The organism is Stenotrophomonas sp. STK17_22 (assembly GCF_051983905.1).
GTDB classification, from domain to species: Bacteria; Pseudomonadota; Gammaproteobacteria; order Xanthomonadales; family Xanthomonadaceae; genus Stenotrophomonas; species Stenotrophomonas maltophilia_A.
In genome coordinates, this window is record NZ_CP197010.1 from 3,806,866 (window position 1) to 3,822,165 (window position 15,300).

Here is a 15,300-nt window from a genome sequence, read left to right on the forward strand (position 1 = left end):
AGCCGATCCGACGGTAGTGCCGGCCGCTGGCCGGCACCCCGATCCGCCTTTGTCCGAGGCTGCTGCCGGCCAGCGGCCGGCACTCTCTCAGAACTTGCCTTCCTGGAAATCGACGAAGGCCTGCATCAGTTCCTGCCGCGTGTTCATCACGAACGGCCCGTGGCGCATCACCGGTTCGCGCAGCGGACGGCCGGCCACCAGGATCAACCGCGCACCTTCGCTGCCGGCCGAGAGGTGCAACTGCTCGCCACCGCCCAGCACCGCCAGTTCCTGGCGTGCAACGTCGCGCGCGGCGTCCTGCTCACCCACGGTCATCGCACCTTCGAACACGTAGGCGAACGCGTTGTGCCCCTCCGGCAGCGCATAGGTCCAGGCCCGGTCGGGCGCCAGCGTGATGTCGAGGTAGAGCGGATCGGTGGCCGGCTGCACGATCGGGCCATCGGTGCCGTCCACGCTGCCGGCAATCACCTTCACATCCACGCCCGGCTCCGGGTGCACCACGGGAATGCGCTCGGGTGCGAATTCCTGGTACTTCGGCTCGGTCATCTTCTCCTTCGCCGGCAGGTTCACCCACAGCTGGAACCCGCGCATCTGCCCGCTTTCCTGCTCGGGCATCTCCGAATGCACCAGGCCACGGCCAGCGGTCATCCACTGCACGCTGCCCGGGGTGAGCAGGCCTTCGTTGCCATGGTTGTCGCGATGCCGCATGCGCCCGTCGAGCATGTAGGTGACGGTCTCGAAACCGCGGTGCGGGTGTTCCGGGAAGCCGGCGATGTAGTCTTCGGCACGGTCGGTACCGAACTCATCAAGCAGCAGAAACGGATCCAGGTCGGGCAGCGTCGGGCCGCCGATGACGCGGGTCAGGCGCACGCCGGCACCGTCGGAGGTGGGCATGCCACGGATGGTGCGCAGTACGCGGACCGGTTCGGGAAAGCTCATGGCGACTCCTGTTGGATGGGTGCCACTGAAGATGGACGCCACACGGCCGTAGGCCAATGGATGGCTCCGCAACCGATTGTTCCATCCCTGATGTTCGCTGCACGTCAGCGCAGCCGCCGTACGACCAAAGTACTACCGCCGATTCGTCCTGTGCCAATTGACCCTGTCGTGGGCAAGCAGGACTCTTTGTCTGTCTTTCCGGGAGAGAGCACCTCATGAAAGGGTTTTCCAAACTGGGCTGGGCGGTACTCGCTCTGCTCGGCGCGTTCTGTCTGGGCACCGTGGCGCTGCGCCGCGGCGAACACATCAATGCCCTGTGGATCGTCGTCGCGGCGGTGTCGCTGTACCTCGTCGCCTATCGCTTCTACAGCCTGTTCATCGCCAACAAGGTGATGCAGCTGGATCCGACCCGGGCCACCCCGGCGGTGATCAACAACGATGGCCTGGACTACGTGCCGACCAACAAGCACGTGCTGTTCGGCCACCACTTCGCCGCCATTGCCGGCGCCGGCCCGCTGGTCGGCCCGGTGCTGGCCGCGCAGATGGGCTACCTGCCCGGCCTGCTGTGGCTGGTGGTGGGCGTGGTGTTGGCCGGCGCGGTGCAGGACTTCATGGTCCTGTTCCTGTCCAGCCGCCGCAATGGCCGCTCGCTGGGTGACCTGGTAAGAGAAGAGATGGGCCAGGTGCCCGGCACCATCGCGCTGTTCGGTGCGTTCCTGATCATGATCATCATCCTGGCAGTGCTGGCGATGGTGGTGGTCAAGGCGCTGGCCGAAAGCCCGTGGGGCATGTTCACGGTGATCGCGACGATGCCCATTGCGATCCTGATGGGCGTGTACATGCGCTACATCCGCCCCGGCAAGATCGGCGAGATCTCGGTGGTTGGCCTGATCCTGCTGCTGGCCGCGATCTGGTACGGCGGCAAGGTCGCCGCCGATCCGGTCTGGGGCCCGGCCTTCACCTTCACCGGCACCCAGATCACCTGGATGCTGATCGGCTACGGCTTCGTCGCCTCGGTGCTGCCGGTGTGGCTGCTGCTGGCCCCGCGTGATTACCTGTCGACCTTCCTCAAGATCGGCACCATCATCGCGCTGGCCATCGGCATCCTGGTGGTGATGCCGGAACTGAAGATGCCGGCGCTGACCCAGTTCGCCGCCAGCGGCGACGGCCCGGTGTGGAAGGGCGGCATGTTCCCGTTCCTGTTCATCACCATCGCCTGCGGTGCGGTCTCCGGCTTCCACGCGTTGATTTCCTCCGGCACCACGCCGAAGCTGCTGGCCAATGAAGCGCACATGCGCTACATCGGCTACGGCGGCATGCTGATGGAATCGTTCGTCGCGGTGATGGCGCTGGTGGCGGCCTCGATCATCGATCCGGGCATCTACTTCGCGATGAACAGCCCGGCGGCGGTGATCGGTGCCGATGCGGCCTCGGCCGCGCACTACATCACCAACACCTGGGGCTTCACCATCACCCCCGAGCAGCTGACCGCGACCGCGGCGGCCATTGGTGAACCCACCATCCTGCATCGTGCAGGTGGCGCACCGACACTGGCGGTAGGCATCGCGCAGATCCTGCACGAAGCGATTCCCAGTGGCAGCGACGCGATGATGGCGTTCTGGTACCACTTCGCGATCCTGTTCGAAGCGCTGTTCATCCTCACCGCGGTGGACGCCGGTACCCGTGCGGGCCGCTTCATGCTGCAGGACCTGCTGGGCAACTTCGTGCCGGCCCTGAAGAAGACCGAATCGTGGACCGCCAACATCATCGGTACCGCCGGCTGCGTGGCGCTGTGGGGCTACCTGCTCTACACCGGCGTGGTGGATCCGTTCGGCGGCATCCAGACGCTGTGGCCGCTGTTCGGCATCTCCAACCAGATGCTGGCCGGCATCGCATTGATGCTGGGCACGGTGGTGCTGTTCAAGATGAAGCGTGACCGCTATGCATGGGTGACTGCGGTACCGGCGGTGTGGCTGCTGATCTGCACCACCTACGCCGGCTTCATCAAGATCTTCGACAGCAATCCGGCACAGGGCTTCCTGGCACAGGCACACAAGTTCCAGGCCGCGCTCGCCAGCGACACCATCACTGCACCGGCCAAGTCGGTGGCGCAGATGAAGCAGATCGTGGTCAACGCCTACGTCAACACTGGCCTGACCGCGCTGTTCCTGCTGGTGGTGGGCGCGGTGCTGGTGTATTCGATCAAGACCATCCTGGCGGCCCGCCGCAATCCGCAGCGCACTGACCGCGAGACCCCGTACGTGGCGCTGAAGCCGCATGAAATGGTGGATCTGTGATGAGTACGCAACTGGTTCCCGCCGGCCAGTACCAGGCGCACCGCCGCATCTGGCGGCGCCTGGTGCAGACCGCACGACTGTGCTGTGGCATTCCTGATTACGACAACTACGTCCGGCACATGCTGGAAAAGCATCCGGACCAGGAGCCGATGGACTACAAGACGTTCTTCCGCGAGCGCCAGGAAGCGCGTTATGGCGGACGCAACGGTGGCCGCTGCTGTTGAGGGTCCGGTTCAACAGCTCTCGAATGACGTTGAGTAGATCCACGCCATGCGTGGATGAAACCTGGCAGATATCGAGTTGAGTCCGGGGTCAGATCCGTTTCCTCCGGGAAACAGATCTGACCCCTTCCTTGTTCATGGAGACCCATGAAATGCATCCACGCATGGCGTGGATCTACGGAAGCATGACGCCAGGGCGGCCGGAACTCAGCCGGTGGCCATCCACTTCAGGATCAGGCCGGTGACATAGGCCAGGCCCGTGCCGGTGGCATAACCCACCGTACCCAGCAGCACGCCCACCGGCGCCAGCGTCGGATGGAACGCCGCCGCCACTACAGGGGCCGAAGCGGCTGCGCCGATGTTGCCCTGCGAACCAATGGCGAAGAAGAACAGCGGCGCGCGCAGCAGCTTGGCCACCACCCACAGCACCAGCACGTGCGTGGCCATCCAGATCGCGCCGAGCAGGAACAGCCACGGCCGATCCAGCAGCGACAGCAGGTTCATCTGCATGCCGATGCAGGCGATCAGGAAGTACAGGAACACCGTGCCCAGCCGCGAAGCGCCAGCCGCTTCCAGCCGGCGCGCACGGGTGAAGCTCAGGCCCAGGCCCATCGCCGTGGACAGCAGGATCACCCAGACGAACTGGCTGTCGAGGCTGAACTGGCTGGCCCAGCTGACATTGGCCTTGAACCAGCCCGCCAGCGGCGCGGCGATGGCATGGGCCAGGCCGACGCCACCCAAGGCCACGCCAACGATCACCATCAGGTCGGTCATGCTGGGAATGCGCGCGTTCTGCGCCTCGTAGGCACTGATGCGCGCCTTCATCTCGTCGATGGCACGGGTGTCGGCACCATTGCGGGTGTCGATCTGCTGTGCGCGGTTGGCCAGGAACAGCAGGATCGCCATCCACAGGCTGGCACAGGCCACGTCAACCACCGCGAACTGGCCGAAGGTGGTGGCATCGGTGCCGAACACCTCGCGCATGGCGACCATGTTGGCGCCGCCACCGATCCAGCTGCCGGCCAGCGCCGCCATGCCGGCCCAGGTATCACCGGCCACGGTTTCCGGATGGATCAGCTTCATCAGCTGGAACGAGACGATGGCGCCGAGCATGATGCCGGCCGTACCGGCACAGAACACGATCAGAAGTTTCGGGCCGAGCTTGATGACGCCTTTCAGGTCGATCGACAGGGTCAGCAGGACCAGTGCGGCCGGCAGCAGCACGTCACGCGCGACCGGGTTGTACAGCGAGGTGTTGTGGCCATCGATGACACCGGCGGTGTTGTAGACGGCGGGGATGAAATAGCACAGCAGCAGGGCCGGCACCCAGGCGAAGATCTTCTTCAGCAGCGGGGTTGGACCACTGGCGGCCCAGAAGATCAGGGCCAGGGTGGCGGCAATCAGGCCCAGTCCAACGATGTCGTTGCTGATCAGGGCAGTAGCGGGTTCGGTCGGCATGGGATCCTCTGTCGATCGAAAGAGCGGAGAAAAAAAGCGCCGCATAAGGCGGCGCAGATCGAGATTAACATTGTCTTCACGCCCGGTCATGCTGCAGTGCCGCCCCCCCCCCCATCCCGTCAGGGAGCCCACTCATGCAGCTTGGTGCCTTTTCGGTCAGCCTCTCGGTGAAGGATCTCGCGGCCTCCCGTGCCTTCTACGAAGCCCTGGGCTTCTCGGTCACCGGCGGCGATCCGGCACAGAACTGGCTGGTGATGCGCAGCAACGGCACGGTGATCGGGCTGTTCCAGGGCATGTTCGAGGGCAACCTGCTGACCTTCAACCCCGGCTGGGACCAGCACAAGCAGGAACTGCCCCACTTCCAGGATGTGCGTGAGCTGCAGGCAGAGCTGGACGCCAGGGGCATCGAACTGGCGGTCCGCACCGATCCTGATGGCCAGGGGACCGGCTACCTGCAGTTGGCCGATCCCGACGGCAACGTGATCCTGATCGACCAGCACGTGGCGCGACCGAACGGGCGTTGAAGCGGACAGCCATTGCCTGGGTGGGCGTCGACCTTGGTCGACGAACGGCATGCCAACCAAGGTTGGCATCTACCAGAGCACGCCCAGCCACCGCCAGGGCATGCCAACCAGGGCTGGCATCTACCAGGACACGGACAGCCACCGCCGGGGCATGCCAACCAGGGCTGGCATCTACCAGAGCACGCCCAGCCACCGCCTGGGTAGGCGTCGACCTTGGTCGACGAACGGCATGCCAACCAAGGTTGGCATCTACACGAACGGCCGGATCAGCGCGGTCGCGAGGCACTGAAATCGAGCGTGACACGTGTGCCACGCGGCTCGCAGGGCTGCAACTGCAGGGTCCATCCCAGGTGCTCGCACAGCCGCGCGATCAGATCCAGTCCGATGCCGCCGCCACGATCGGCGCGTTCGCCACGGGCCATCCGCGCATGGATCGCCGCGATCTCTTCCGGGCTCATGCCATGTCCCGGGTCCTGCAGGGTCAGCACCGCCGATGAACTCAGGCGCAATTCGATGTGGCCACGGCCACTGTTCTCGATGGCGTTGCGCAGCAGGTTGCCGATCGCTGCCTGCACCACCGCCAGCGGCGCGACGATGTCCACCGGTGCGGCCTGGATGCCGATGCTCAGGTCCTTGTCGCCCAGCAGGTGGCGATGGTCGTCGACGATCTCCGGCAGCAGCTGGTCCAGCGCGATGCGCTCGGCACGCGCCGCCAGTCGCGCCGGATCACGCGCCAGCACCAGCAGCAGTTCGATCAGCTGCTCCACGCTCTGTGCGGTGCGCAGTACCCGTTGCATCTGCTGGCGCGCACGCTCGGGCAGGCCCGGTTGCTCCAGCGCCAGTTCGGCGGCACCGGTCATCACCGCAATCGGCGTGCGCAATTCGTGGCTGGCGGTGCTGATGAAGACCCGCTCGCGTTCGACGAACTGCTCGTTGCGGTCCAGGTAATCGTTCAACGCATTGGCAATGGTGTGCAGCTCTGAGCTGCCGCGCGGATCGACCTCGATGCGCTGCCCCTGCACGCCCGGCCTGAGCGCGGCGATGTGTTGTGCCAGCAGGCTCAGCGGACGCACCATCCGCTCCATGCCGAACGAAGCCATCAGCACGGTAACGAAGATCATGATCACCCCGGCCAGCATCACCCAGCGCGTGGCGAACTGTTCCAGGTCATGGAAGTCGGAGATGTCCAGTACCAGCGCGACCCGTCCCATCGACTGGGTTTCACGCACCATCACCGCCGTCTCGCGGCCCTTGACCATTACGCCGTCGTGCAGCCCTGGATGCAGGGTACGCAGGCTATCGGGAAGGTTGACCGCGTCGAAGCGGTACAGGCTCAGCGTGTCCGAATCCTGCCAGCGATAGTGCGGTTCGTGCTCGACATGCTCGACGATGCTGTCGAGCTCGGAGTTGAGCAGCGCGCGCCAGGCAGCATGCTCGGCGTGCTCGTGCACGTAGTTGCCGACGCTGAACACCGCGATCGACAGCAGCGCCAGATAGCCCAGCAACCACCACACCACGCGCCGGTACAACGGCCCCGGCTTACGCGCCCTCATCAGCATTCCTGACGGCGTCGGCACCCTCCACTACCGCCAACCGGTAACCCACGCGCGGCAGGGTGTGGATCAGCTTCTCGGCAAACGGACCGTCAACGCTGCGACGCAACTCGTAGACATGCGAACGCAGCAGGTCGCCATCCGGCGGCTCGTCACCCCACAGGGCGAACTCCAGCTGCTGTCGCGTCACCGCACCCGGGCTGGCCCGCATCAGCACTTCCAGCAGTTTGCGGCAGGCCGGGTACAGGTGCAGCACCTGGCCCTCACGCTGCGCCTCCAGCGTCGCCAGGTCCAGCACCAAGTCGCCCACCTGCAGGCGCTTGCGCGGGTTGCGGCCCTGCGCACGCAGCAGCAGCGCTTCCAGCCGCACCTCCAGCTCGGGCAGGGCAAACGGCTTGGTCAGGTAGTCGTCGGCACCGGCGCGGAAACCGGCGATCTTGTCCGGCAGTTCATCGCGCGCGGTCAGCATGATCACCGGCACCTCCGACGCGTGCTCGGCACGCAGCCGGCGCAGCACTTCCGGTCCCTCCATGCGCGGCAGCATCCAGTCCAGGATCACCGCATCGTAGGGGTGGCTGCCGGCTAGGTGCAGGCCGGTGATGCCATCCGGGGCCACGTCCAGCACATGCCCGCGCGACTCGAAATAGTCGAACAGGTTGGCCACCAGCTGGCGGTTGTCCTCGATCACCAACAGACGCATGCACGAAACATCCACGGAAGTTCGTACCATGGTAGCGCCGCCCATGTCGGAATGCGGTCGTCCCGCCCCCTTCTGACGCTTTTCCCACCCCCGCCACCTCAGAATGGCCGTTTTGCTCCCGGAGCCTGCCGTGCCCGTAGCCCTGCCCCGCCGTTGGCGCCTGCCCCTGTTGTGGCTGCTGATCATTGCTGCATTGGCAGCGGGCATCGGCCTTCGGCAGCCGCAGCCACCGGACGAGCCGCGCTTCGTGCTGGCCGCACGGACCATGGTCGAGAGCGGGCAATGGCTGCTGCCGCATCGTGGCAGCGAGCTGTATGCCGAGAAACCACCGGTGTTCATGTGGCTGCAGGCGGCCGCCTACGAGGTGGTCGGCAGCTGGCAATGGTCGTTCCTGCTGCCGTCATTGCTGGGCGCCCTGCTGAGTCTGTGGCTGGTGTCGGATCTGGCACGGCGGCTGTGGTCGCCGCGGCTTTCCATCTATGCCCTCGCGGCGCTGTTCTGCACGCTGCAGTTCGGGCTGATGGCCAAGCGTGCGCAGATCGACATGGTGCTGGTGGGGATGACCACCGTCGCCCTGTGGGGCTTGATGCGGCACCTGTGCGAACGTCGCAACCGGCCCGCGCTGTGGCTGGCCGGTTTCGCCGCCGGTGTCGGCACGGTGACCAAGGGCGTGGGTTTCCTGCCGCTGCTGCTGGTGCTGCCCTGGTTCGGCTGGTGGCTGTACCAGCGCCGTCGCGGGCACCGTGTGGAGGGTCCGCACCCGGCAACGCTGCTGTGGTTGATCCCGGCGTTCCTGCTGGGCGTGGGCGTGTGGCTGGCGCCGCTGGGCTGGGCCCTGCTGCATACGCCCAGCGCCGAACTGCAGGCCTACGCGCACGAGCTGTTGTTCAAGCAGACCGGCACCCGCTACGCCAATGCCTGGCACCACCGGCAGCCGGCCTGGTACTACCTGCAGGTGATCCTGACCCTGTGGCTGCCGGGCAGCCTGCTGCTGCCGATGCTGTTCAAGCCCTGGTGGCGCCGCATCCGTCGCGGCGATCGCCGCCAGTGGCTGCTGCTGGGCTGGGCCGTACTGGTACTGGTGTTCTTCAGTGCCAGCCCGGGCAAGCGCGAGGTGTACCTGCTGCCGATGCTGCCGGCGATGGCACTGGCCGTGGCGCCGCTGCTGCCCGGCCTGCTGCGCCGCGTGTGCGTGCGCCGCTACCTGTTCGGCTACAGCGTGGTGCTGATGCTGGCCACCGGCGTACTCGGCGTGATGCTGATGACCGAGCACCCATGGGCGTTGGCGCAACTGCAACGCCGCGCCATGCCCGAGACGTTGCTGCCAGTGCTGGGCGATGGCCTGCTGACCTTCGCCATTGCCCTGGCCACGCTGATCGTGTGGCTGCGGGTACGCCGTGCCGCGACGCTGGTACTGCTGACCCACGGCATGCTGTGGATGCTCTACGGCCTGGTGCTGATGCCTGCACTGGACCCCTTCGCTTCGGCGTCGGCACTCATGCGCCGGGTGGGCGCGCGGATCGGACCCGACGCCGAACTGGCGCTGGTGGCCTGGCGCGAGCAGAACCTGTTGCAGGCCGACCGGCCGGTGCGCGAGTTCGGCTTCAAGCGGCCCTGGGCCGAGCAGTGGCACGACGCCGGCCCGTGGCTGGCCGAGGCACCGGGCAAGCGCTGGCTGCTGGTGCTGGACGATGCGATGAGCCCGTGCGTGGACCCGAGCAAGGTGATCGATATCGGTATTGCCAACAGGAATCGCTGGCAACTGCTTCCCGGTACCGCGTGGGACGCGGAATGCCACGCCGAACGGGCCGGCGCGACCGCTGAAGAAGACTGAACGCTGACACGTGCCGGGCAAGCATTAACCCGGCACGAACGAGCGTCCGACCCTTCTCCGACATCCAGGTGACGAGCATGGCCGCGGATTCCCGACCCGCCCTTTCCCAGCATGCCCGTCCGTCCCCTTGATTCGGTAGCGCCGCTTGCGACATCGCCACTGGCGTCAAAATTCGCCGTAACTCACCTCTGGCTGCCTGTCGCAATCGGTCTGCCCGTGTTTACGCTGCTGATGGGTTTCGGCGGCGACCAATGGGTCGCCGATCACCTGTTCCGCCTTGAGGGTGGCCATTGGGCGCTACAGGACGCCTGGGTCACCCGCACGGTGGTGCACAAGGCCGGCAAGTGGCTGAGCACGGCTGCTGCGCTCGTGGCGATCCTGCTGTGCTTCCACCACTGGCGAAAGGGTCGCGATCGCACCCTGCGGTGGGCGCTGCTTTATGTCGTGATTGCCATGGCCCTGGGCACGGGTGTGATCTCCCTGCTGAAGTCGCTGGTGCCGATGGAATGCCCCTGGGACCTGCTGCGCTACGGTGGCCACCAGCCGTTCATCGGGCTTTTCACGGCACGCCCCGCAGGCATGGCCGCACAGGCCTGCTTCCCGGCCGGCCACGCCAGCGCGGGCTATGCATGGTTGTCCCTGTACTTTTTCGCCTTGCTGTGGCGCCCTTCATGGCGCTGGGCCGGGTTGTGGATCGGCCTTGGCACCGGCCTGGTATTCGGCGTCAGCCAGCAGCTGCGGGGCGCGCATTTCCTTTCGCATGACGTTGCTACTGCGTTGATCTGCTGGCTGCTTTCGCTGGGCCTGTATCTGATCGTCAAACGCGTCCTGGCCCGCCGTCAGCTGGACCGTCCCCACCGCCAGGAGGCAAACGCATGAGTGCATCGGTCCAACGCCCCGCCCGCCTTCCCGCGTTGGCGAACCTTCGCCGCTGGCGGCCGCAGCTGTCCACCGAAGCACTGATCGCACTGACCAGCCTGTTCTTCGCGGTGGCAGGCAATGGCCTGTTCTGGCACAGCGCGATGGCCAGCCATCCGGGCAGCCTGCGCTACGCGCTGTCGCTGCTGCTGTTGCTGCTCGGTGCGCACGGCGTGCTGCTGGGCATCCTGGTCTGGCGCTGGAACGCCAAGGTGGTGATCAGCCTGTTGCTGCTGGTGACCGCATTCGCTGCGCATTACATGAGCCGTTACCACATCTACCTGGATGCGGACATGCTGCGCAACGTGCTGGCGACCGATCCCAAGGAAAGCCGTGAGCTGATGACCGTGTCGCTGCTGTGGCCGGTGCTGTTGCTGGCAGTGCTGCCGATGGCGGTGCTGTGGCGCGTGCAGCTGCGCCGCCGCAGCTGGGGCCGCAGCCTGCTCTGGCGCGTCGGCTTCCTGGTCGTGGCGGCAGTGACCGCGGTGGGCGGTGCATTGATCTCGTTCCAGGATGTCTCGGCACTGATGCGCAACCAGCGCGAAGTGCGCTACCTCGCGACACCGGCCAACGTGCTGCTGGGCATGCCGCGTGCACTGCGCGGTGACAACCCGGTGCAGCGCGCGCCGAAGCTGCCGATCGGCACCGATGCCAAGGCCACCCCGCGCGCGCCGGCCAGCAAGCCGCGCCTGCTGGTGATCGTCATGGGCGAGACCGTGCGCGCGCAGAACTGGGGGCTCAACGGTGGCCGCAACACCACCCCGGAACTGGCGCAGGCCAGCGTGATCAATTTCCCGGACATGCACTCGTGCGGCACCAGCACCGAGGTTTCGCTGCCGTGCCTGTTCTCGCCATGGGGTCGTCACGACTACGACGAAAAAAAGATCCGCGCACACCAGTCGCTGCTGCACGTCCTGAACCGCGCCGGCATCGCGCCGTTGTGGCGTGACAACCAGTCCGGCTGCAAGGGCGTGTGCGAAGGCCTGGACTTCCAGTCGCTGTCCGATGCCACCACGCCTGGCCTGTGTGCCGATGGCCGCTGCATGGATGAGATCCTGCTGCAGGACCTCGCCACCCAGGTGCGTGCCAGGCCCGGTGACCGGGTGGTGGTGCTGCACCAGCTGGGCAACCACGGCCCGGCCTATTTCGAGCGCTATCCGGCCGCGTTCCGCCGCTTCACCCCGACCTGCGATACCCGTGACATCGGTCGTTGCTCGCGCGAAGAGATCACCAACAGTTACGACAACGCCGTGCTGTACACCGATCACTTCCTGACCAAGACCATCGGCACGCTGCAGGGCATGCAGGACTACGACACGGCGATGATCTACCTGTCCGACCACGGCGAGTCGCTGGGCGAGAAGGGCCTGTTCCTGCATGGCGTGCCCTACGCCATCGCGCCGGCCGAGCAGACCCGGGTACCGATGACGATGTGGTTCTCGCAGGGCTTCGCCAGCAGCCGCGGGCTGGACCTGCAGTGCGTGCGCAAGCGTTCGGCGGCCTACACCGACCATGACAACCTGTTCCCGTCGGTGCTGGGCCTGATGCAGGTGAATACCTCGCTGTACGAGCGCGACCGCGACGTGTTCGCCAACTGCGAGGGTTGAGGGTTGTCCGGCAGGGCTTGCAGCCCTGCACCTGCAGAGGCAACTGCAACCGCAACGGCCGAAGCAACAGCAACAGCGTGCATTCCGTGGGATGGCGGGGTGGGTCCGGTGGCGGGGGACGCCGTGAATCCGTCCCTGGAGGCTTGGCAGCCGCATCCATGCGGCTGACACCCCCGCCACCGGACCCACCCCGCCTTTGACAGTTTCCTGCGACCTGTTGAATCTCAATCGATCAATTTCGAATATCTGACAGATTCCATCCACGCATGGCGTGGATCTACCAGATCGCGGGGAACTGTCAGAGGTGGGGCGGTGTGGGCTTGCAGGACCGTTGGCGCCATGGATGGCGCCATCGAGCCCCCATGGACGGGTTTACGGCGTGTCCTGCAAGTCCACACCGCCCCGCCAAACCACGGATCGCCCGCTTCTGCTGTTGCTTCGGCCTTTGCCGTTGCTTCGGCAGGTGCAGGGCGCAGCCCTGCCGAACCCAACCGACTTCCGCCACTTGCGGTGGCGGCGACGGCCCACTAGCCTTCGGCCGTCGTTCACCACCCAAGGACCGCCCGTGAAACACCGTCATCTCCTGCTGGCCTCGGCTGTCGCCGCCGCCACGCTGGCCCTGGCCGCCTGCAAGAAGGAAGCTGCGCCAGGCACCGATAGCGCCAGCAGCAGCGCCCCGGCCGGCGAAACCGCCGACCAGTTCGTGGCCCGCATCAATACCGAGTTCAAGGCCGCCTACCCGGAGATGACCTCGGCGCAGTGGCTGTCCTCCACGTACATCAACAGTGATTCGGAACGCATCGCGGCCAAGGCCAACGAGCGCTCGCTGACCCAGCTCAACAGCTGGATCGAACAGGCCGCCAAGTTCGACGGCAAGCCGATGAGCGAGGACAGCAAGCGCGCGATCCACCTGCTGAAGCTGATGTCGTCGATGCCGGCACCGCGCGACCCGGCCAAGCTGGCCGAGCTGACCCAGATCGCCACGCGCATGGAAGGCAGCTACGGCGCCGGCAAGTACTGCACCGATGCCAACGATCCGAACTCCTGCCGCCAGTTGGGCGAGCTGGAGCAGGTGCTGGCACGCAGCCGCGACTACGACAAGCAGCTCGACGCCTGGCAGGGCTGGCACAGCACCACCAGGAGCATGCGCGGCGACTACCAGAAATTTGTCGGTCTGGTGAACGAAGGTGCCAAGGGCATGGGCTTCACTGATGCCGGCCAGATGTGGCGCAGCGGCTACGACATGCCGCCGGAGCAGATCGGCCCGGAAACCGACCGCCTGTGGGAACAGGTCAAGCCGATGTACGAGCAGCTGCACTGCTACGCACGCGGCAAGCTGGACAAGACCTACGGCAAGGACAAGGCGGAAGTGGGCAATGGCCTGATCGCCGCACACCTGCTGGGCAACATGTGGCAGCAGGACTGGTCGAATCTGTGGGACCAGCTGGAGCCGTATCCGGGTGCCGGCAGCCTGGACATCACTGCAGCGCTTGAAAAGCAGTACCAGACCAACCTGAGCGCGGCGCTGGCCAAGGCCGGCAAGGATGCCAACGTAGCGGCGCAGTACAAGGCACAGCGCGAGGCCGAACTGCGTACCGCCAAGCAGATGACCGAGCGCGCCCAGGACTTCTACGTGTCGCTGGGCATGCCGTCGCTGCCGCAGTCGTACTGGGAAAAGACCCAGTTCATCAAGCCCGACGATCGCGACGTGGTCTGCCACGCCAGCGCCTGGGACATGAACATGGAAGGCGACGTGCGCACCAAGATGTGCATCAAGCCGAACGAAGAGAACTTCACCACCATCTACCACGAGCTGGGCCACATCTATTACGACCTGGCCTACAACCCGCTGCCGCCGCTGTTCCAGGGCGGTGCCAACGATGGCTTCCATGAAGCGATCGGCGACACCATCGTGCTGGCGATGACGCCCAAGTACCTCAGCTCGATCGGCCTGGTTGATGCGCCGACCGAAAGCCGCGAAGCGGTCATCAACAACCAGATGCGCATGGCGCTGTCGGGCGTGTCGTTCCTGCCGTTCGGGCTGATGATCGACCGCTGGCGCTGGGGAGTGTTCGATGGTTCGATCACCGCCGACAACTACAACAAGGCGTGGTGGGACCTGAAGGCCAAGTACCAGGGCGTGGCCCCGGCAAGCACCCGCGGCGAGGAGTTCTTCGATCCGGGCGCGAAGTACCACGTGCCGGGCAACACCCCGTACACCCGCTACTTCCTGGCGCGCATCCTGCAGTTCCAGTTCTACAAGGGCCTGTGCGACGCGTCCGGCTACAAGGGCCCGCTGCATGAGTGCACCTTCTACGGCAACAAGGAAGCCGGCCAGAAGTACTGGGCGATGCTGAGCAAGGGTGCCAGCCAGCCGTGGCAGGCCACGCTGAAGGAGCTGACCGGTACCGACAAGCTCGATGCCGGCCCGATGATCGAGTACTTCACCCCGGTCAACGAGTGGCTGAAGCAGCAGAACGAAGGCCAGATGTGCGGCTGGCAGGCCAACGCGGCCCCGGCGGCGAATTGAGAAAAGGGGCGGGTCCGCGAGGATCCGCCCCTTTCCGGTAGTGCCGGCCGCTGGCCGGCAACTACGCGATGAAGGCCCAACGGTCAGCCGGCCAGCGGCCGGCTCTACCGAAACAGCAATCAAACGAAGGCCAGATGTGCGGCTGGCAGGCCAACGCGGCCCCGGCGGCGAAATGAGAAAAGGGGCGGGTCCGCGAGGACCCGCCCCTTTCCGGTAGTGCCGGCCGCTGGCCGGCAACTACGCGATGAAGACCCAACGGGCAGCCGGCCAGCGGCCGGCTCTACCGAAAGGCCTGTCAGCTGTTCTTCTTCGCGGCCATCGCTGCGGCCAGCTCGGCCTTGAATTCCTCGAAGGTCTGGCCCTTCTCCTTCGCTTCGGCCTGCGCGGCATCGCCCAGCGCATCGGAGTACATCAGGCGCACCGGCGTGCCGTTGCGCTCGTGCAGTTCACCGGCCTGCATGATCAGCGCCAGCACCTGCGCAGCGCTCTCGCTGTGGCCAGCGATGCGGCCGTCCATGCCCAGCACCCATTCGCCGTCACGGCGCACGACACCGGCCAGCAGGGTGCGCTGCGCATCGCGCAGCTCGGCATGCGGTTCCACCGGCGATGCCTGCGCGGCGGCCTTGTTGGCGGCCTGCTTTTCCTGGCGACGGCGCTGGTCGCGGCGGGTCTTGGAACTGGTGGACATGGTGCGGTACCGCTGCGAAGGGGGCGCAAGG

General features: G+C 66.0%; 12 protein-coding genes. 7 read left to right on the forward strand and 5 right to left on the reverse strand.

Annotation, left to right across the window (positions count from 1 at the left end; genetic code table 11):
* Positions 1-87: 87 nt before the first annotated feature.
* Complete coding sequence (locus ACSYS9_RS17855) at positions 88-939, reverse strand: pirin family protein (protein WP_071229553.1); 852 nt, start codon at positions 937-939, stop codon at positions 88-90.
* A 215-nt stretch (positions 940-1,154) separates the two neighbouring features.
* On the opposite strand from ACSYS9_RS17855, the gene ACSYS9_RS17860 reads away from it, so the two are divergent.
* The gene (locus ACSYS9_RS17860; RefSeq protein ID WP_049401342.1) at positions 1,155-3,236 is read left to right on the forward strand and encodes a carbon starvation CstA family protein; all 2,082 of its coding nucleotides are present in this window, start codon (positions 1,155-1,157) and stop codon (positions 3,234-3,236) included.
* The gene (locus ACSYS9_RS17865; RefSeq protein WP_005410613.1) at positions 3,236-3,460 is read left to right on the forward strand and encodes a YbdD/YjiX family protein; all 225 of its coding nucleotides are present in this window, start codon (positions 3,236-3,238) and stop codon (positions 3,458-3,460) included. The genes ACSYS9_RS17860 and ACSYS9_RS17865 overlap by 1 nt, the downstream gene beginning before the upstream one ends.
* A gap of 204 nt (positions 3,461-3,664) precedes the next feature.
* Here the strand turns inward: ACSYS9_RS17865 and ACSYS9_RS17870 are convergent, their stop codons facing one another.
* On the reverse strand, positions 3,665-4,915 hold the full coding sequence (locus tag ACSYS9_RS17870; RefSeq protein ID WP_049421249.1) for a DUF819 family protein: 1,251 nt from the start codon (positions 4,913-4,915) through the stop codon (positions 3,665-3,667).
* 134 nt (positions 4,916-5,049) lie between these two features.
* Here ACSYS9_RS17870 and ACSYS9_RS17875 point away from each other — a divergent pair, with 134 nt between their 5' ends.
* Complete coding sequence (locus ACSYS9_RS17875; protein WP_032129859.1) at positions 5,050-5,439, forward strand: VOC family protein; 390 nt, start codon at positions 5,050-5,052, stop codon at positions 5,437-5,439.
* 266 nt (positions 5,440-5,705) lie between these two features.
* On the opposite strand, the gene ACSYS9_RS17880 is transcribed toward ACSYS9_RS17875, so the two are convergent.
* Positions 5,706-6,992 (reverse strand): sensor histidine kinase, encoded by a 1,287-nt coding sequence (locus ACSYS9_RS17880; protein WP_032129860.1) that lies wholly within the window; start codon positions 6,990-6,992, stop codon positions 5,706-5,708.
* Positions 6,979-7,692: a response regulator transcription factor gene (locus ACSYS9_RS17885; RefSeq protein ID WP_071229551.1), complete on the reverse strand. Its 714-nt coding sequence runs from the start codon at positions 7,690-7,692 to the stop codon at positions 6,979-6,981. The genes ACSYS9_RS17880 and ACSYS9_RS17885 overlap by 14 nt, the downstream gene beginning before the upstream one ends.
* A gap of 130 nt (positions 7,693-7,822) precedes the next feature.
* Here ACSYS9_RS17885 and ACSYS9_RS17890 point away from each other — a divergent pair, with 130 nt between their 5' ends.
* The 4 genes from ACSYS9_RS17890 to ACSYS9_RS17905 all read left to right on the forward strand — a co-directional run bounded on the left by ACSYS9_RS17890 (position 7,823) and on the right by ACSYS9_RS17905 (position 14,581).
* A complete protein-coding gene (locus ACSYS9_RS17890; RefSeq protein ID WP_071229550.1) occupies positions 7,823-9,526 on the forward strand; it encodes an ArnT family glycosyltransferase in 1,704 nt (567 codons plus the stop codon).
* Between the two features lie 111 nt (positions 9,527-9,637).
* Positions 9,638-10,405 carry a phosphatase PAP2 family protein gene (locus ACSYS9_RS17895; RefSeq protein WP_071229549.1) on the forward strand — a complete coding sequence of 256 codons (768 nt, stop codon included), beginning with the start codon at positions 9,638-9,640 and terminating at the stop codon, positions 10,403-10,405.
* Positions 10,402-12,051, forward strand: coding sequence for a phosphoethanolamine transferase (locus tag ACSYS9_RS17900; protein WP_071229548.1), 1,650 nt, complete (start codon positions 10,402-10,404; stop codon positions 12,049-12,051). The genes ACSYS9_RS17895 and ACSYS9_RS17900 overlap by 4 nt, the downstream gene beginning before the upstream one ends.
* 565 nt (positions 12,052-12,616) lie before the next feature.
* Entirely contained in the window at positions 12,617-14,581 is a 1,965-nt protein-coding gene (locus tag ACSYS9_RS17905) for a M2 family metallopeptidase (protein ID WP_440568278.1), read from the forward strand.
* Positions 14,582-14,876: 295 nt separating this feature from the next.
* On the opposite strand, the gene ACSYS9_RS17910 is transcribed toward ACSYS9_RS17905, so the two are convergent.
* The gene (locus ACSYS9_RS17910) at positions 14,877-15,269 is read right to left on the reverse strand and encodes a hypothetical protein (RefSeq protein ID WP_071228127.1); all 393 of its coding nucleotides are present in this window, start codon (positions 15,267-15,269) and stop codon (positions 14,877-14,879) included.
* Positions 15,270-15,300: the final 31 nt, after the last annotated feature.